Genomic DNA, 20353 nt, shown 5'->3' on the forward strand with positions numbered 1-20353 from the left:
TTAGATAGTAAAGATTAAAATAGTGCCTTCAGTCCGATGTTGAAAAAACGCATTTGTGGTGCTTGTCCAATATTCAATTGCATCGTTTCCTTTTCTTTGGCAATGGTCAGTAGGTTGGATCCCGTGGCATAAATCCCCAGTTCGTGTATAAACTTAGCATTGAATAGACGCTTTGGGAAATCGTAAGACAGCTGCACTTTGGATAGGTTGATGCGATCGGTCTTGTAAAGCCAAAAGTCTGAGCTTCGAAAGTTGTTGTCACTGTTAAAGGTGGTAAGGCGCGGATAAGTTGCGGTCTCCTTGGTCGACTCTGTCCAGCGGTCACGTACGACCACTGAATATTTATCTTCCGCATCTAACCAAAAGTAAGAACTGTTTTTCATCGCTTTGGCTCCGAACTGTCCCGTTGCCGCGGCAAATAATGTGAAATTATTCCATTTGACTGTCAGGTTGCAACCTAATGTCAGTGGGGCACCGGCCCATCCGCCTTTGCCTAAGTATACTTCGTCGCGGGTATCGATGGTACCATCACCATTCTGATCTTTATACTTGATATCCCCAGGCTTGACTTCTCCAAATGTTGAAAAGGCAGCTTGGTCAATTTCACTTTGACTGTTATAAAAACCATCATGCTGTAAGCCCCAGATGGCGTCTAGTGGTTTTCCGGCTCTGTTTTGGTAAGCAAATTCATAGAGTTCGTCCCTTTTTACCGCCTTGGTCGTATAGTACATCCCGTTGAAACCCAGTGATACGAAGGTTTTGTTGATCTGTTTGTTCAGGTTGATGCCAAAGTCGACACCCCGGCGTTCGTCGTCGTTAAAATTGACATAGGGAAGGTCTGAATAAACCGGCCAGTAAGTCATAAAATACATTGGGTACTGTGTTGCCGCCTGTACCAACCCGCCGCTCATCCGATTAACAAAGTAGGACGTATTAAAGGTGATCAGGTTGTTGTAGAGCCCACCTTCGAGGTTGATATTAAATTCCTTGCGTTTCGGGAATTTCATGTTGGGGTTGTCACCCCTGCGTCTGTCAAAGGTATGGACGAGGTCACCGTCGCGCCAGCTATACCATGCTGCGTCGTTATAGGTATAATAGCCCTGATAGAGGTAATAGTCGCTAATATCCAGATCCGTGTTTAATATACCGGCCGACGCGGATAATCTTAACTCATTGACGACTTTGCTGTCGACCAAAAAATTTTCTTTAGATAGACGCCAGGCGAGCGCTAAAGTAGGAGATAGGGCTCTTCTATTCCCTTGTGGTAATTTGGCGGAATGACTGTAAGCACTGCTAAAGTCAACATAATATTTGCTTGAATAATTGTAGCCCAACTGCAGCCCTAGGTTGGCATTGCTGGTTTTGTGGTAGCTGCCAGAGGCAGCGATCTGGAACGCATTGGCCAATAGGATTGCCGATACATGGTGGTCATTACCGTAGGTACGGTTAAAGTTTAGGGACCCATTGAGACCGATGGTCTGCCGATAGGTACTGCCACTGATATTTTGGATGCCTGAAATACGGTCGTCACCATATTTTGTGAGGCTACTGATAAGGTCTTTTCCATCATAGTTGTTCCACGATGCCTGATAAACAGCATAATTGTTGTTATAGGATTGGTTATAATTTGACTGATAATCCACAGCCAGGTTGGTTTTGAAAACCAATCCTTCCAGGATATTTTTCAAGTCAAAATTCAAACCCGTATTAAATTGAAACTGCCGATTTAGATAGCGGTTTGTGCCGCCGGCATAAACGTTTGCAAAGGCATTGGTTTGATCCAGCTGACTTCCCCCAAGGAGATATTTGCCATCGATGAGAAAATTGCTGTTGTTGACATACACCATCGAGTTGACGTCACCTTCTTCGATCATATCAATAGGAATGAGTGGAGAGAAGCGATGTGGCCGCACGGTTGCTGCTGCACCCCAGTAGTCCGCATTTACCCCTTTGGAAATATAAAAACTGGCTGCCGCATCGACGTTCAGGGAGATCAGATCATTGACTTTCACATCGATGTTACCGCGCATATTGAATCTATTGGCGCCACCATTTCTTTTCGCCTGTCCAAAATTGAGGAGGGACCCTTCAGACCAAAATCCAAAGTTGGTATAATATTGTGCACGTTGATTTCCGCCTGAGATTTCGGCGGTGGCATCGTAGCGATTATAGTGATCTTTGATATAGTCCGATGAATAGTAGTCCACGTTGGGATAACGATAAGGATTTGTTCCGGCTGCATGTTGGTAGATTGTTTCGGTACTATAGAGTGGTGATAATCCATCATTTTGTCGAGCTTCGTTATACAATGTCATATATTCTGCGGAGCCAAGATATTGTGGATAGCTCATAGCCGCATTGATACCGCTATTGGCTCTAATTTTTATCTGTTGACCTCCGGATTTTCCGCGTTTTGTCGTGATGCTAATAACGCCTTTGGCTGCTCGGCTACCATAAAGAGCGATGGCATTGGCGCCTTTCAATACACTGACCTGATCGATTTCTGTTGGCATAACGTTATTGGCATCACGCGGAAATCCGTCCACTAATACCAAATAACCACCCATACCCCAAATATTACCGTTGTATCCCGGAATAAAGGCATCTAGATTTTCCAGACTGTAGGTGTTGTAACTCTTGTCGAGCAATTGTGGAACATTGATGGATTGTACATTGCCCATGAGGTCCTTCTTCTGAACTTTTCGGAAAGCGACCTGTACAAGTGTCGTACTATCGGTGCCAATACTGTCCGGACCAACAAATGTCGAGCGCTCCGGAAAAATATTTTTATGTTGTCTAATGGTTGGATTAAGTGATTCTTTCGCCATTCCTTCAGCGGTAGCTATCCAACTTAATCCAAGACATAGTGCTATTCTTAATTTTTTGTACTTCATTTTTTGAATGATTAAATGAAAAACTTGTTACCAGCCTGGGTTCTGATAGAACTCGGGATACATGTTGACATCTCTGACCTTTAGGGGCAACCAGTAATGCTTGCTTGTAAACTTCCGTTCCAAAAGCACATTTTCTTTCATGTTTACGACGCGGTTTTGGGATGGATCTACGGTGTTGAAGGTTCCTGCCCGATCAAAAACAACCGATTTTTTTAAGGTGTAAGGTGATTCGGTCAACAGCAACCAGCGTCGCAGATCATTAAAACGATGACCTTCAAAAGCGAGCTCCACAGCTCGTTCCCGCCGTAATTCAGGCAACAATGCGTTCGCCGAACCTAGAAATTTGGCATCTACATGACCCACGCCAGCCCGATCCCGAACGATATTGATCGCATCAACTGCTGTTTTACCGTAATTGTCGGCTTTGCCTGTAGCTGAGTTGGAAGCCATCATGGCGGATTCGGCGTACATCAGATAGACATCAGATAAACGCATATAGGGCACGTAAATATGAAGATTGGATCCATAATTATAGGCTTGATCATATTTGTTGGCTGTTATAGGGACAAATTTACGTAACACGTAGCCTGTCTGGCTGCCAGACTGGATATCTCGATAGCTTCCATTACTGTAAAGGTTAGCGTATCGATTTTTTTCGTCCTGTGTATTTCCCTGGACGACTTTTGTTCCATCGAAAATGATGTCCTTATAAAAGCGTGGGTCGCGATCTTTCCAAGGGTATTCGGCATTGTAACCTGATTCTGCGTCAGACTGGGTAATGTCTTTGATCGGTAAACCGTTTTTCATACCATAGTAGTCGACATAATTGGCTGTTGGAATAAACTTCAATGCATCTCCGTCGGAGACGACCAGCGGAATGTACTGTTTACTGGTACCATAATTCGATACCCATGCGTCAATGTAGGGCCCTCTAAATATAGCTTCTGTACTCCCGGGCATGGCCCAATTTTGGCCTGTTGTGTAAAAATTCAAGTGGATATTGGCCATAGGAACAAGGGCGTAATTTGTCTGTCCGCTTTCGACAAGAGAAAGTAGTTCGCCAAAGGCCTGAGCTGCTTTTTTACAATAGTCAGTATGATAGGTTTTATTCCCGGTAGACTGAAAATTCATCAAAGGGCTTCCCGCCCAAAGATAATTTTTGCCAAGATAAGCAAGGGCCATGATTTTGTTGATGCGCAATTGATTCTTCCCCAGGGTACGTTTTCCGGCAGTGGTATTGTCCCAGTCGATCGGCAATAGATTGGCCGCTTCTCTAAAATCGGCCGCAGCAAGATCCGCACAGGCATGGTAGCTCAATCTTGGCAACCGCAGCTTTTCGTCACTTGGAAGTACATAATTGATGTACGGCATCCCGCCAAAATATTCCATCAATCGGTGGTGAAACCAACCTCGGAAAAATAACAATTGCCCCTTGATCAGGTTCTTTTCTTCGGAGGTGGCTTCGGTTAATTTGTCGATATTCTCTAGTCCGAGACTGACTTTTCGCAGGCCAAACCAGGCCGCGCTCCATAAATCGCGGAAGGCACGGTTGGCAAATACATCCCCATTGATGGTGGTAAAATCATCCTGATCCATCCAGCCGGAGCCCCAGCCGTCGGATTCTCTTTGCCAACCCCAAAAATTACCGTTGTCGATTTTGTGAACGAAATGGTAATTGCCAGCCGTTGAGGTCATTTCATCTTCACCCCAGTTCCACGAGTTGGTCCAGTAGTTGTTGCTGAAGTTGACAACACAGCTGTATAGCTCTTCTGTATAGCCCTGAAAGTTAATAAAGTTTTTAAATGCTTCTTTGGAGGACACATTGGACTGTTCTTCTTTATCCAGGTATTTTTTACACGAGAGTAGGGATGTTGAAGACCAGATCACAGTAGATATAAAGATTACCTTGAAATACTTTTTCATAGTGGTAGGATTAAAATGTAATGTTTGCACCTAGATTAAACCGCTTTACGGTAGGGTAGGCGCCCTGCGATGCCCAGCCCGTACCGGCATAATTGGATTCACGGTCGTCTGGCATTTTGGACCAGAAAACTAAGTTGTTGCCATTTAGAAAAATGCGAAGGTTTTGAAGCCCAAGTCGTTTGATTACGCTGGATTCCCGATTAAAATTGTAGGCAATTTCAGCTGTTTTCAATCGAATGTAGGAACCATCAAACATATACCGGCTACCGGGTGTATAAGTACTCGACTGTGATAACCAGCGTGGTAGTGGTACGTCTGCATTGACATTGTCCTTTGACCAATAGGAACCTTCGTCATAAGCAAGGTTAAGCTGGCCCGAGAAGCTGTTGAAAACAACTTGCCGGGTGACATTATTTACGGCATACCACTGGGTCATGACACTGAAATTCTTCCAATCAAATCCAATGGTATAATTATAAGTGTTCTGTGGTACCGAAGGAAAGGCGTAGGGAATATTATCCTTAGCATCGATAATACCATCCCCGTTATAATCCAGTATATGATAATTGCCGGGTAGTTTCGCTAGGTCATTGCTTTCGTGCGCGGTACTCGAATAAAGTTCGTCCCAAGTATTGTAATATCCGGAGCTAACATAAGAATAGGTTTGACTAACTTGTTTGTTATCCGGTTTCTGATATTCGGGCAGCAACTCGGGGGCATCGGCATTGATGACTTTATCCTTGGCATGGGTAAAATTGATATCAGCCCATATTCTCCAGTCAGTATTGAGCTGTCTGTTAAATTTCAGTTCTACTTCAAACCCTTTATTCTGTACCTTACCTAGGTTGGCTGTAGGTGCCTCCATCCCAAAGTAGGAAGGAATGGCTCGGTTGGCGCCGCTAATCAGAACATCTGTCCGCCGGTCTCTAAAAAAGTCGACTTTACCGGTTATCTGGCTATTGAACAGACCGAAGTCGAGGCCGATATTGAATTTGTTAACTTTTTCCCAGCGGATATTTGGATTGCCAAGCGCACTTTCCTTATACCAGATATAAGGACTGGTATTGCCGTCGGAGTAGGAGTAGCGGCCTTCAACCCCCATGCCAGCGGTGCCCCCATATGCCCATTGGGTTAGGTACAGAAATTGACGGCCGCCACTATCGTCACCGATGTCACCATAGGACGCACGTAACTTGAGCATATTGAGAAACGAGATAGGCCTCATAAACTCTTCTTCAGTAACTAGCCAGCCTATCCCACCGGAATTGAAAAAGGCAAATCTATTGTCAGGACCGAATTTTTCTGATCCCGTATAGGCTCCATTGTACTCGAGCATATATTTATTTTTGTAGTTGTAGGTGGTGCGGAATACCCAGTCTTCGCGATAGGAGGGAATCATACTCCCTGTTCCGGTCTGATTGCGGTTGAATAACCCCATGGCAGTGATGTTGTGATTCTTAGCGATGGTCGTTGCGTAGTTTAACTGCAATTGATAAAATAATCTTCGATAGGTAGACCAGTCTCTAACCTGTCCGGCACCGGTTGTCCAGTTTATGCCCTCGACGAAGTCAAATCTATTTGTACCATCGAAAGCGATCTGATAGGTTGGCAATCCCGTATTGGGATCGATCCATTTACTTTGTGTACTGTTGTTGGCATCATTGATACCGCGGCCGCCCTCGACAAACGTGTTGTCCAGTGAGATTGTCCCACGAACGTTAAGCCCCTTCGTTAAAAACTTAAGATCTTGTTCGAGCGTAAAATCTGTTGTAATACGACTGGTGGTGATGTATTCGGTTCCGCTGAGTGCCAGCACACGGGCAGAGTTTATCCCGGCTTGTGTGTTTAAGGCATAGTAACCCCAGGTACCGTCTGAATAGCGTGGATAAATAACATCTGGAGCTACCGTATAGGCAGCGATCCAATAGGAATAATCGTTGCCGCCGCCCCATGGACTTTTTTTGACACCGCGAGACCCTGCCAGGTTGGTTGAAAATTTAGTTGTGGGAGTAAGCTGGAAGTCTAAATTGGACCGTACATTTAGACGGTTAAAACCGTAGCCAGCTTTATAACCGCGAGCATTTTCGAACTGGCGGAACATATCGCCTTCGTAAAGAAAGTCCGCATTGGCAAAATATTTGACAAAGGGTGTGCCACCAGCAATATTGACGCTGCTATTTTGTGAAAAAGCGTGGCTTTTAAATAATTCCTTTGCCCAGTCGGTATTCACGTAACGTTCGCGTTCCGTCTGGTCAGCGGGAAAACGGTATTTATTGATGACGTCTTGTGGAAGATAGTTGGCCCAACTGGAAGGAGAAATCCCTAACTCATATTCGATAACCTTGTTGCGTAGCATCAAAGCATCGTACGAATCCATTTTTCCCGGAAGTTGGGAAACCGTTTTTACAATGTTGTTGACGGTACCGCGTATCAGCATTTGCCCTTCTTTACCCCGCTTGGTGGTGATTAAAATAACGCCATTGGCCCCTCTAACACCATAGACAGCAGTTGCCGAGGCATCTTTGAGGACGGAAACAGTTTCGATGGAACTGATATCAACGGCAGATAGTGGCCTCTCTACGCCGTCCACCATGACTAAAGGATCGGTATTGTTCCAGGTGCTACGCCCCCGAATCACAATACGGGGATCTTCCTCGCCGGGCATACCTGTACTTGCAGTAGTAATCACTCCGGGGACGTTACCGGTCAATGCGGCGCCTACACTAGAAACACCACCTGCGCGCTCAAGGATTTTACCCGAAGTTTGCGCAATGGCGCCAACGACAGTTTCTTTTTTCTGACGACCATAACCGACGACAATGGTTTCCTCGATTTCGATAGACTTATCGCTTAGTTGTACTTCTACCGTGTTCTTATTGTGGATATCCACTTCGATTTGGCTATATCCTAGCTTGGAGATAGTCAACAAATTATTATCTGCAGGGACTTGGATCGTGAAAGCTCCATTGTCATCGGTAGCCGTGGCTAGCGAGGTGCCTTTTACCCTGATGGACGCACCGCTCACTTTTTTATGGTTACTATCGACGACAATGCCCCTTATCTGCCTTTTGGCCTGAGCATAGAGTGTTGTCTGTCCAACATAAAGCAGGAACAGCAGTAAAGTGAATGGCTTAGCTATACCCCATAGCTTTTTCCAATGCCTTACTCGTGTGATTGTACATGTAATCATCATCGCATTTGTGGATTGATAAATAGGTTTAAGAATTCTTGGTTAAATTTTCTCTAATTGGCTAGATACGTTTGTATCGGTGTTCCCTTAGTTCATTTTGATAAAAAATCTAAGGGACAGTCATGGATCATCAGGTACTGTCATATGCTGTATAATAATTGGTTAAATTTTTTATAACTATATAGCAACCGGTTGCATTGTTTGCATATAGTTTTCCCTATATTGGAAATGCCTTTCAAAGCAGTTTATAATTGTATACCAAAGCTAGCCATTGGAAAATTTGGTGGATAGCAAGAATGTTTAAATGAAGGATAAGAATGTCAAAAAATACCGCTTACATGGGTCAAATGATTGTAGATACTAGTTTAGTAGGGATTAATTTGATAATTTAGTTGACAGTTCAATACAGATTTTTTTGTATTGAAGATTACATACCTAAATATATGATACGAACTTTAGTGGTATTCACCTGGATGATGCTGACGTTTTTTTCTTATGGACAAAGCCAGCCTGTAACTTTTCAACGCTATTCTTCAAAGGATGGACTTTCTTCCAATACAATCTATAGTATCTACCGCGATAGTTATGGTTTTCTTTGGCTAGGAACAGAAGATGGGCTTAATCGCTTCGACGGACGTCATTACAATGTCTACCGCTATGATGCCAACAAAGAGAATAGTTTAATGGCAAACCATATTTCGGCTTTATGTGAAGACATGAAGGGAAGAATATGGATCGGTACAAATGGAGGGGGATTAAGTTATTATGATCGGGAAGCTGACCGGATCAGGTCGTACAATCTTACCCCTGATGGTAAATGGCTCAGTACCGCTATTAATGCGATCGATAAGGATGCAAGTGGAAATATCTGGATCGCTTCCTATGGTGCTTTGTATATTTTGGACGTCAATGATCTACAAAAGAGAATGGATCCAACTTATCGACGTATTGTAGAAGCTTTTGCCGGTAAAGTAACGGGCAGTGTTTTTCGTGACCGTAAGAACAACATGTGGGTGTCATCAGAGAATGGCATATTCCGCATATCAGCAGACCTAAAGACCATAAAACGTTTTGAAGTTCTTTCGGAAAAGGAAGGATATGGAAATGGAATTGAAATTAGTTCCATTGTTGAAGATGATCAGGGCCGTATCTGGGTCGGATCTATGCTTGGCCTTAAATATTTGAATCCGGGCGATTCGCAGTTCAATAAATTCAGCGCAGGAGAAGGGAAAGGAGCTTTAAGCAGCCCCCGCATTTACACCTTATGTTACAATCAAAAGCAAGACTTATGGATCGGAACGGACAAGGGTCTTGATGTGCTTAATACCAGGGATTTAACAATTCGGACCTTTAAGCCGGATCCAAGTAATGTTCATAGTCTTTCTCATAAATCGATACGATCTATTTTTGTCGATAATAGCGGAATTTACTGGATAGGTACCTTTCAGGGAGGGCTAAATAAATTCGATACCAATTTAAGCCAATTTAGATTAAAAAGTTTAGATTTTCTGGAGGGTATGACCGGTGACCCAGCTATAGTAACTTCTTTCGCGGCTTATCAAAATAAGATTTTTTTGGGCGTTGATGGTGGTGGTATCTGGAGATATGACCGATCGACAGATAGACTGTCGTCTGTTGAACTTTCGGCCAACTTACCTAAAGATCTAACGGTGTTGACTTTGGAAAGAAAACTCGATCAGCTTTGGATCGGTACCTATCAGCAAGGGGTTATCTGTTATGATCTGCTTAATGGAAACCTAAAAAGATATACTGTTGGTAACAGGGAAGATAATTTGAATAATAACGATATTTTTTGTTTAAAAGTAGATTTTCGGGGGAATACCTGGGTTGGGACGAATGGCGGCGGCGTGAACATCATTCAAAAAGGAAGCGCTATCGTCAAAAAATACAAGCGGGAAGAGCACTCAAACGATGGAATAGAGCTACCTGGAAATTTTATACGTGCGCTAGCGGAGGATCAGGAACATAATATGTGGATAGGAACTTACGGCTCGGGCCTGGTGATGTATGATCCTTTAAAACAACAGACTACACTGTATGATAAAGTAAAAAATAAGCTTCCAAGCAATTATATATTAGCCGTGCATACGGATAAAAATGGAAATTTATGGGTTGGAACAAATGGCAATGGAGTAGGTTTGCTGCGAAAAGGGAAAACACTATTTGAGACACTTTCTGAGAAAGATGGATTAGTGAATGGTGCTATTCAGAGTATTATCGAGGACGATAAAGGGAGGATCTGGTTTTCAACAAACAAAGGATTGAGTTGTTATTCTCCGGTGCAAAATAAGTTCAAAAACTATTCTAATGCTGTGGGATTGCAAGAAGGTGCTTTTATGCTCGGTGCGTCATTAAAAACGGACGATGGAGAAATTTATTTTGGTGGGCAGAAAGGGTTTAACCATTTTTATCCGGCTCATTTAAAAACAAATGGCAATCCTGCGAAGGTCGCACTGACGGATTTAAAAATTGACAATGTGATCGTTCAGCCCACGGAGAAGGGGCCAATACAGCAGTCGCTGTTGACTGCCGATCGCATCAACCTGAAATATAAACAAAATTTTTCAATTTCTTTCGCTGCGCTAAATCTAACTGTACCTGAGGATAACCAATACGAGTACCGACTTGTCGGCTTTGACAAAAATTGGATTCGAAATGGAAAGGAAAATAGTGCCTATTATACAAATTTGGATCCGGGAGATTATGTTTTTGAGGTTCGCGCAAGCAACAACGACGGTATTTGGAACAAGGAAATCAAATCGATTGCGATACACGTTGCTCCACCGTTTTGGCGCACCATTTATGCTTATCTATTTTATGTGCTAGCAGTATTGGGCGGCCTGCTGTGGATCAGACATCGCGGGATTCAAAAGTTAAAACAAAAATTTGCGATTGAACAAGAGCGTATCCAGGCGAAGCAGCTCATTGAACAGCAAAAGAGAGATGCCGAGACAAAGCATCAAATAGATGCAATGAAAATCCGATTCTTAACAAATTTAAGTCATGAATTCCGAACCCCAATCTCTTTAATCACAGGGCCCGTGGATGCTTTGATTGCCAAAAATAAAGATAGCAAACTGGGCGATCAACTAAATTTGGTAAGCCGTAACGCGCGGCGGCTTTTAAATTTGGTCAACCAATTACTAGATTTTCGTAAAATGGAATACCATGAATTGAAAGTGCAGGATGAAGATGGTGAATTGGTATCTTTTGTACAGGAAGTATACCGTTCATTTCAGGATATGGCGCTGCAAAAAGGTATCGATTATTCTTTTTTTCCATGCCAGGAAAAATTGTATTGCCGTTTTGACCGAAATAAGGTTGAGCGCATTCTATTTAATTTAATCTATAACGCTTTTAAATTTACCAAAAAGGGTGGGGATATCGCTGTAAGTATATCCTCTATAAGCCTTGTCGACAAGAAACTGCATGTTTCCCTTGAAGTGCGCGATACTGGTATCGGAATTCCCGAGCAATTGCAACAATCGATATTTGAGAGTTTTTTTCAGCATGATACTGAGGGCAAGGTGGCAAGTCAGGGTTCAGGTATTGGACTGTCAATTGCACAGTCATTTGTTCAGATGTACCATGGCGAGATTTCGGTTAGCAGTCAACCCGACAGCGGAAGTACCTTTAAATTTGATCTATGGCTGGATCAAGCTGAGTCGGTATATGAGGGAGGGGTTGAACCAGAAGTAGTTACGGAGATACAACCTGTGGAGCTTAGACAGTGCCCGCTTGTGTTGATTATTGAAGATGATGAAGATTTTAGATATTACCTCAGCGAGTCTTTAAAGGAGTATTATCAGATTATCGAGGCTACTAACGGAAAGGATGGCTGGCAAAAAGCACTTTTTCATCACCCTGACCTTGTGGTGAGCGATGTTCAGATGCCATATATGAATGGTATGGAATTTTCACAGAAGCTGGCGCAGGATAAACGGACAAAACATATTCCTGTTGTACTGCTGACGGCCTCACAGGTCGACAATGGTCTTGTTTGCGGGCTTGAATCGGGTGCGGTTGGATATCTGACCAAACCTTTTGATATGGATGTACTGGTAGCGAAGGTTAACAGTTTGCTTCAGCTGAATCAGGCGTTCAAGGAAGTCTATAGTAAACAGGTATCTATTGTAGCTCCCGAAATGACGATTAAGTCCGAAAAAGATAAATTTTTACAAAAAGTGCTCAAATATGTGCACGATAATATCGATAATCCACAACTTTCGGTAGAAGCGCTGAGTGCCCACACCTCGATGAGCCGAGCCTCCCTATACAATAAGTTGCTGGAACTTACGGGAATGTCACCTGTAGATTTTATACGCTCGGTAAAACTAGAAAAGGCTGCAGGCTTGCTTGAAAAAAGTGATAAGTCCATTTCTGAAATTGCTTACGAGACGGGATTTGCCAATCCAAACTATTTTACAAAAGTCTTTAAAGCGAAATATCAAATGACACCAAGTGAATATATCCAATTGCAAAAAAGCACATCCGTGTAATAAGCACAAAATTGTTGTTTAAAAAGGTTGTTTTAGATCAGTTTTTTGGAAGGGTAATCTGTTTTAAACATTTTTACCCTTCTTTTTTTTATTTGTTGCAATCCTATCTGGTTGAAAACTATAGTTTTGCCTTATAACCAATCGCTAGAGATCTAGCGAATACAAAACTAATCAACTAAAAAAATGAAATTTTTTATCGATACAGCAAGTCTCACTGAGATTCGTATGGCTCAAAATTTAGGTGTCCTAGATGGAGTGACGACCAATCCTTCGCTCATGGCCAAAGAGGGCATTACAGGAACAACTCATGTACATGCCCATTACAAAGCTATCTGTGATATTGTGGAGGGTGATGTCAGTGCTGAAGTGATTTCGACTGATTTTAACGGGATGATTGACGAAGGTTTGCTCTTAGCGGCCTTAGACAATAAGATTGTTGTTAAGGTTCCGATGACTGAAGACGGCATTAAAGCGATTAAATATTTTAGTACAAAGCAAATTAAAACCAACTGCACCCTGGTATTTTCTGCCGGGCAAGCACTCTTGGCCGCGAAAGCTGGAGCTACTTATGTGTCGCCTTTCGTGGGCAGGCTTGATGATATATCTGTTGATGGATTGGCGCTGATCCGTGAAATACGGACCATTTATGATAATTATGCTTTTGAAACCCAAATTCTTGCGGCTTCGGTACGTCATAGTGCGCATATACTAGGTTGTGCCAAGATTGGTGCGGATGTTATGACGGGACCTTTGCAGGCGATCTTCTCCCTTTTAAAACATCCGCTGACGGACAGTGGGCTCGCTCAATTTTTAGCTGATCATAAACGCGTTGCTGCACAAAGTAACAATTGAGATGGTCATGACAAAACATAGTATACATAATTTAGAAGCGATTGTTAAGCAAGTCCGAAGGGATATACTCCGCATGGTACATGGTTGCCAGTCGGGGCATCCGGGAGGATCGTTGGGTTGTACTGAATTGTTGGTCTCTTTGTACTTCGAGTTGATGCAGCGAAACGATCATTTTGACTTGAATGGTATGGGGGAAGATCTGTTTTTCCTTTCCAATGGTCATATCTCTCCGGTATTTTATAGTGTGTTGGCGCGATCGGGGTATTTTCCAATCGATGAACTTGCTACTTTCAGAAAACTCAACTCACGGTTGCAGGGACATCCGACAACACATGAAGGACTGCCAGGTATCCGGGTCGCTTCGGGATCCTTGGGACAAGGGCTTTCTGTCGCTATTGGCGCTGCTCAAGGAAAAAAACTAAATAAGGATAACCGCTTTGTTTATGTGCTGATGGGCGATGGTGAATTGCAGGAAGGGCAGGTATGGGAAGCGGCCATGTATGCAGCCCACAACGAAATGGACAATTTGATTGCTATTGTAGATTACAATGGTGCGCAGATTGATGGTGCTACCAATGATGTCCTTTCGCTGGGCGACCTACCTCGCAAATGGATGGCATTTGGCTGGAAGGTTATTGAGATTATGCGTGGTAATGATATTAGTTCTGTGATTTCAGGACTTCAAAAGGCTCAGGCTTCAACCGGAGTTGGCTTGCCAGTAATGGTGTTGCTCCATACGGAAATGGGTAATGGCGTCGATTTTATGATGGGCTCGCATAAATGGCATGGCATAGCGCCCAGCGATGAGCAACTAAGTTTGGCCTTAAACCAGAATGCAGAAACATTGGGAGATTATATTGCCTAATCGTAGGGTGATTTTGAAATAGATAAACATGAAAAAATATACATACACAGAATCGAAAGACACACGTTCTGGATTTGGAGCCGGTTTGCTGGAAGCGGGAAAGGAAGACGAAAATGTGGTTGCACTCTGTGCAGACCTGATCGGTTCCCTCAAAATGAACGATTTCATCAACGCCTTTCCGGAGCGTTTCTTTCAGATCGGCATTGCCGAAGCAAATATGATGGGTATTGCGGCTGGACTTACCATTGGTGGAAAAATACCGTTTACAGGTACATTTGCCAATTTTTCAACGGGTCGGGTATATGATCAGATCCGACAGTCTATCGCCTATTCAGATAAAAATGTGAAAATCGCAGCTTCGCATGCCGGCCTTACATTGGGTGAAGATGGAGCGACCCATCAGATATTGGAAGATATTGGATTGATGAAAATGCTTCCGGGCATGACAGTTATTAACCCTTGCGATTATAATCAGACGAAGGCTGCAACCCTAGCAGCCGCCAAACACAAAGGGCCGGTCTATCTGCGGTTTGGACGACCTGTAGTACCGGTTTTCACGCCGGAAGATCAGGAATTTGTGATCGGTGAAGCCGTGATGCTCAACCCGGGTAATGCAGTGACCATTTTGGCAACAGGGCATCTCGTTTGGGAAGCTATACGTGCGGGGGAAGAATTGGAAACATTGGGTATTGATGCCGAAATCATTAATATCCATACCATCAAACCCCTAGACGAGAAAGCGGTACTGACTTCTGTCGCTAAGACGGGCTGCGTTGTTACAGCCGAAGAACATAACCGTATCGGTGGACTCGGAGATAGTGTCGCACAACTGTTAGCAAAACAATTGCCTACTCCGCAAGAGTATGTGGCTGTAAACGACAGTTTCGGTGAATCGGGACCGCCAAGTGCGCTGATGGATAAATATGGCCTAAACGCCGACGCTATTGTAGCTGCGGTGTTAAGAGTACTAAAAAGGAAAGTGGCGACCTAATTGCCATGGGCTATTGTTCTATTATGAAATTAGGCAACTGTTTCTAGATTGGATGTGCGCTGTTGCTTTTATCGGTTGCTTACCTAAAATTGATGTACTGTTAAACCAATTATATGATGAGAAAAATGATCTACACGTTATTGTGCGTGTTTTCTGTCAGCTTAATCGCTCGGGCGCAGCAGGCTGCTCCACAGGAATTCGATGTGGAGCGAAAATTGGCGTCCACTGGAAAAATCGACTCCGTAGTTTATCCTTCGAAAACTGTAGGGGTTACTAGGAAAGCCTTAATCTATACGCCGCCGGGATATAGTACCGCAAAAAAATACCCTGTACTGTACCTGCTGCATGGAATCGGCGGTGATGAACAGGAATGGTTCAGACATGGAAACCCGCAGGTTATTTTCGATAACCTGTATGCGGAAGGAAAAATGGAACCCATGCTGGTGATCATGCCTAATGGCCGTGCCATGGAAGATGACCGTGCTGCTGGAAATGTGATGGCACCGGATCGGGTAGCGGCGTTTTCAACTTTTGAAAAAGATCTGCTCAATGACCTGATTCCATTTGTTGAAAAGCAGTTTCCCGTTATCAAGGATCGTGAACACCGCGCGATTTTTGGGCTGTCTATGGGAGGAGGCCAGGCGCTGAATTTTGGTCTGGGCCATATGGATACTTTCGCCTGGGTAGGGGGCTTTTCTTCTGCGCCCAACACCAAGATGCCACAGGAATTACTGCCTGTTCCAAAAGAAGCTAAAGATAGCCTAAAAATGCTGTGGATCTCCTGTGGTGACCAGGATGGTTTGCTCAATATCAGTAAGCGTACACATGAGTACCTTTCGGAGCACGAAGTGCCACATATTTACTATCTGGAGTCGGGCGGGCATGATTTTAACGTATGGAGAAATGATCTCTATAATGTCTCGCAATTGTTATTTAAGGATAAGAAATAAAAGACCTTAATAAGTTGATCATAGCAATAAACTATTCGACGGTTTGCCTTGGTCTATCTTACAATGAGTTTGTTGGTCCTCTGCATTAATCCCGAAACTGCAAAAAATGGTATCAAGAAAAATGATTGAAAACTTTATTTGGAAGTACATAAGTATATTCATTGTGATCTTGTCACTGAATATGACGTTGTTGTTTGCCCAAAAGCGATCGGCATTGACCCTATGGTATGATCGGCCTGCAGACGAAAGGGTATGGGAACAAGCTTTACCGCTAGGAAATGGTCGGTTGGGCTCTATGGTTTATGGAATTCCATCTTGTGAACGCATGCAGCTCAATGAGGAAACTATTTGGGCGGGTGGACCTTATCGCAACGATAATAAGAAAGGTGAGGCGGCATTAAAAACTATTCAGCATTATATATTCGATGGAAAATCAGCTGAAGCCGATAGACTTGCGAATGAAACCTTCTTCACCGAAACCCATGGCATGCCCTATCAGACCGCAGGAAATATACTGCTGCGATTTCCTGGGCACGAACAGTATCAGGATTATTATCGCGAACTGGATATTGAACGGGCGGTAGCACTGTCCCGTTATACAGTAGATGGGGTAGCATTTACCAGAGAAGTTTTTACTTCGTTTGCTGATGATGTCATTGTCATGAAAATAAAGTCGAGCAAGAAGGGGAAACTCAACTGCACATTAACTTATGAGAATGAGTCGAAGCATACTATTCACAAAAACGGTGATAAACTTATATTAGCAGGACGAGGATCCGATCATGAGGGTATTAAAGGGCAGGTTGTTTATCAGATTCATACGGGAGTAAAGCATACCGATGGACAGCTTGTTGTGAAAGACCAATCGATTGATATAAAAGGTGCAAGTTCCATTTGTCTTTACATTTCCATAGCGAGCAATTTCCAAAATTACAAGCAATTGGGGGCTGATCCCCATAAGGTGGCCGCTGAAAGGTTGCGAAAAGCGATGGATAAGGATTATCAGCTTGCTTTGCGGCAGCACATCGCTTCTTATGGCAAACAATTTAACCGCTTCCAGCTCCATTTTGGCAGTTTGAGCAGTGAACATCAGGAGCCTATTGCAAAGCGTATCGCAAATTTTGCCCGTACACAGGACCCGGCGCTCGTGACTTTGTTGGCTCAATTCGGCCGCTATTTGCTTATCTGTTCTTCACAGGCAGGTGGTCAACCTGCTAATCTGCAAGGCATCTGGAACCGCTCCATGCAACCAGCCTGGGACAGTAAATATACGATCAATATCAATACCGAAATGAACTATTGGCCAGCAGAGGTTACCAACCTTTCTGGCACGCTCCAGCCGTTATTTTCGATGATTAAAGAGCTCAGTGAAAGCGGAGAAGAGACAGCGAAGACATTGTATCATGCGCGCGGCTGGGTAGCGCATCACAATACCGATATCTGGCGCGTGACGAGTCCGATTGATTTTGCGGCTGCCGGAATGTGGCCGAGTGGAGGGCTGTGGTTGTCTCAACATTTGTGGGAACATTACCTTTTTACGGGAGATAAGGTCTTTTTAAGGCAATATTATCCAGTAATGAGGGGAGCTTGCGACTTTCTTTTGTCTGTGCTTGTCGAGCATCGTGGTTATCCGACTAAACAATGGCTCGTTCTGAGTCCTTCAATTTCGCCCGAGCAAGGGCCACTTGCGGCAGGCGTAACCATGGATAATCAGCTATGCTACGACATGCTGACACGTACTGCTTTGGCGGCAGAAGCCCTCGGTGTTGATGCAATGTATAGGGACACATTATTGGCAACGGCACGGCGGATTCCACCAATGCATATAGGTCGTTATAATCAGTTACAAGAATGGCTGGAAGACGTGGATGATCCGCACAATCAACATCGGCATGTATCCCATTTATATGGATTGTTTCCAGGTAGTCAAATTTCACCGTTCCGCACGCCTGAATTGTTTGAGGCAGCACGTAATTCGTTGATCTATCGAGGTGATTTTGCGACGGGATGGTCAATTGGATGGAAAATAAATTTATGGGCCCGTTTATTGGACGGAAACCATGCCTACGAAATTATAAAAAAGATGTTGACGGTTTCCGATGAAAACCATCCCGAGGGACGTACCTATCCCAATCTGTTTACGGCACATCCTCCATTTCAGATTGATGGTAATTTTGGCTTAACGGCCGCAATTGCGGAGATGCTGATTCAAAGCTACGATGGTGCTGTGCATTTACTGCCAGCTATTCCCGATCAATGGAAAGAGGGCTGGGTAAAGGGGATCAAGGCGCGCGGTGGATTTGAAATTGAAATGCAATGGCAAAAAGGAAAGATAAAGGAAGTTATGGTCTTTTCATCTTTAGGCGGTAATTTGCGGCTGCGAACGGCTTCGCCATTGAAAGGACCTGAACTTCAACTAGCAAAAGGCGATCAGACTAATGCCCTTTTAGCTCCTGTAATAACACCAGCGAGTATTCATTCGGCAGATTCACACCTGAAAGGAATTGAATTACCAAGCTATTATGAATACGATGTACGAACCTTGCCTGGAAAATACTATACATTTAAGGTTTACTAAATTAATGCGACTCATAAAAACTGTCAATATGTTAAGAATGAAAATCAGCGCTTTTGTCTTCTCCTTGATGATCACGTTTTTGGGAGCGACAGCGCAACAGGCCCATAATCCAATCATCTTTGCTGACGTGCCCGATATGTCCATGATACGCGTCGGTGATACCTATTATATGAGCAGCACGACCATGCATATGAATCCCGGTGTCCCGATTATGAAGTCCAAAGATCTGGTCAATTGGACGATGATTAATTATGCTTACGATCGTCTTGGCGATCAGGATGAACTCAATCTGTCAAACCATAAAAATGCGTATGGGCACGGCTCCTGGGCGAGCAGTTTGCGCTTTCATGAGGGGCGTTATTATGTCAGCACATTTTCGGCCAATACAGGAAAAACGCATATTTACCAGACAGCAGATATTGAAAATGGACCCTGGACTTTGAAAGAATTTCAACCGATGATGCACGATCATAGCTTATTCTTTGACGAGGGGAAAATTTATATGATCTGGGGTGGGGGGCGCATCTATATTGCTGAATTATCGCCAGATTTTTCAGGTGTTAAAGCAGGAACACAACGGGTATTGATAGAGAATGCCTCTTTACCCGCCAATCCTAAAGAAGGCAAAGCCGGTTTACCTGCTGAAGGATCCCAAATGTTTAAGATCAATGGTATGTATTATCTTTTTAATATTTCATGGCCAGCGGGAGGGATGCGCACAGTAATTGTACATCGGGCCAGCCAATTGGAAGGTCCGTATGAGGGGAAAGTGGTTTTGCAGGATCAGGGTGTGGCACAGGGAGGGCTGATCGATATGCCCAATGGAAAATGGTATGCTTATCTTTTTCAGGATTATGGTGCTGTAGGCCGAATTCCGTTTTTGGTTCCGGTCTACTGGGAGGATGGCTGGCCTGTGCTTGGAATTGATGGAAAGGTACCAACCACATTGGATCTTGCCGCAAATAAAAGCTTAAGCCCTGGAATTGTTAGCTCAGATGATTTTGAGCGGAAAGCTGGCGAACCCGCCCTTCCCCTAGTATGGCAATGGAACCATAACCCAGCTGTTGATCTATGGTCAGTGACCGAACGCAGTGGCTTTTTGAGACTGCGGACCGGCGACCTTACTGATGACTTTCTGTCGGCTAAAAATACATTGACGCAACGCACCATCGGCCCGAGCTGCAGCGCCGCTATTGCTGTAGAGGTTTCTAACATGAAAGATGGTGATTTTGCCGGATTATCGCTATTGCAAAAAAACTATGGTTTAGTAGGCGTTCGGATGGAAGGAAACACAAAATCATTGGTAATGATCAATGCGATGACGGGGGCACCACAAGAACTGGCCAAGATCGACCTCAAACAGCAACGTGTATTTTTTAAAGCGAGCTGTGATTTTTCAAACAAAAAAGATACGGCCCAATTTTTTTATAGTACGGATGGACACAATTGGAACAGAATAGGTAACGTGTTAAAAATGAGTTATACCATTCCTCATTTTATGGGGTATCGGTTCGGACTTTTTAACTATGCAAGTAAAGCAGCTGGCGGCTATGTAGACTTTGATTACTTCCATTTGACCAGCAATTAAAA

10 protein-coding genes are annotated in these 20353 nt (G+C 43.7%); 7 read left to right on the forward strand and 3 right to left on the reverse strand.

The window, feature by feature from the left end; all coding sequences use genetic code 11:
- Positions 1 to 14 precede the first annotated feature (14 nt).
- From AACH28_RS23295 to AACH28_RS23305, 3 genes are read right to left on the reverse strand one after another with little or no spacing between them, the layout of a single operon-like run.
- Complete coding sequence (locus AACH28_RS23295; protein ID WP_341831661.1) at positions 15 to 2894, reverse strand: SusC/RagA family TonB-linked outer membrane protein; 2880 nt, start codon at positions 2892 to 2894, stop codon at positions 15 to 17.
- A 27-nt stretch (positions 2895 to 2921) separates the two neighbouring features.
- Positions 2922 to 4817, reverse strand: coding sequence for a RagB/SusD family nutrient uptake outer membrane protein (locus AACH28_RS23300; RefSeq protein ID WP_341831662.1), 1896 nt, complete (start codon positions 4815 to 4817; stop codon positions 2922 to 2924).
- Positions 4818 to 4827: 10 nt separating this feature from the next.
- The gene (locus tag AACH28_RS23305; RefSeq protein WP_232475573.1) at positions 4828 to 8010 is read right to left on the reverse strand and encodes a SusC/RagA family TonB-linked outer membrane protein; all 3183 of its coding nucleotides are present in this window, start codon (positions 8008 to 8010) and stop codon (positions 4828 to 4830) included.
- Positions 8011 to 8450: 440 nt separating this feature from the next.
- Here AACH28_RS23305 and AACH28_RS23310 point away from each other — a divergent pair, with 440 nt between their 5' ends.
- The 7 genes from AACH28_RS23310 to AACH28_RS23340 all read left to right on the forward strand — a co-directional run bounded on the left by AACH28_RS23310 (position 8451) and on the right by AACH28_RS23340 (position 20351).
- Positions 8451 to 12527 carry a two-component regulator propeller domain-containing protein gene (locus AACH28_RS23310; RefSeq protein WP_341831663.1) on the forward strand — a complete coding sequence of 1359 codons (4077 nt, stop codon included), beginning with the start codon at positions 8451 to 8453 and terminating at the stop codon, positions 12525 to 12527.
- A 183-nt stretch (positions 12528 to 12710) separates the two neighbouring features.
- On the forward strand, positions 12711 to 13379 hold the full coding sequence (fsa, locus tag AACH28_RS23315; protein WP_115050365.1) for a fructose-6-phosphate aldolase: 669 nt from the start codon (positions 12711 to 12713) through the stop codon (positions 13377 to 13379).
- A gap of 7 nt (positions 13380 to 13386) precedes the next feature.
- Positions 13387 to 14244, forward strand: a complete 858-nt coding sequence (locus AACH28_RS23320) for a transketolase (protein ID WP_341831664.1) — start codon at positions 13387 to 13389, stop codon at positions 14242 to 14244.
- A gap of 28 nt (positions 14245 to 14272) precedes the next feature.
- Positions 14273 to 15235 carry a transketolase family protein gene (locus AACH28_RS23325; protein WP_115050369.1) on the forward strand — a complete coding sequence of 321 codons (963 nt, stop codon included), beginning with the start codon at positions 14273 to 14275 and terminating at the stop codon, positions 15233 to 15235.
- 113 nt (positions 15236 to 15348) lie between these two features.
- Positions 15349 to 16185, forward strand: coding sequence for an alpha/beta hydrolase-fold protein (locus AACH28_RS23330; RefSeq protein WP_341831665.1), 837 nt, complete (start codon positions 15349 to 15351; stop codon positions 16183 to 16185).
- Between the two features lie 106 nt (positions 16186 to 16291).
- Positions 16292 to 18763 carry a glycoside hydrolase family 95 protein gene (locus AACH28_RS23335; protein WP_341831666.1) on the forward strand — a complete coding sequence of 824 codons (2472 nt, stop codon included), beginning with the start codon at positions 16292 to 16294 and terminating at the stop codon, positions 18761 to 18763.
- Between the two features lie 28 nt (positions 18764 to 18791).
- Positions 18792 to 20351, forward strand: coding sequence for a glycoside hydrolase 43 family protein (locus AACH28_RS23340; protein WP_341831667.1), 1560 nt, complete (start codon positions 18792 to 18794; stop codon positions 20349 to 20351).
- Positions 20352 to 20353: the final 2 nt, after the last annotated feature.

This window comes from Sphingobacterium thalpophilum (assembly GCF_038396785.1).
GTDB lineage: Bacteria > Bacteroidota > Bacteroidia > Sphingobacteriales > Sphingobacteriaceae > Sphingobacterium > Sphingobacterium thalpophilum_A.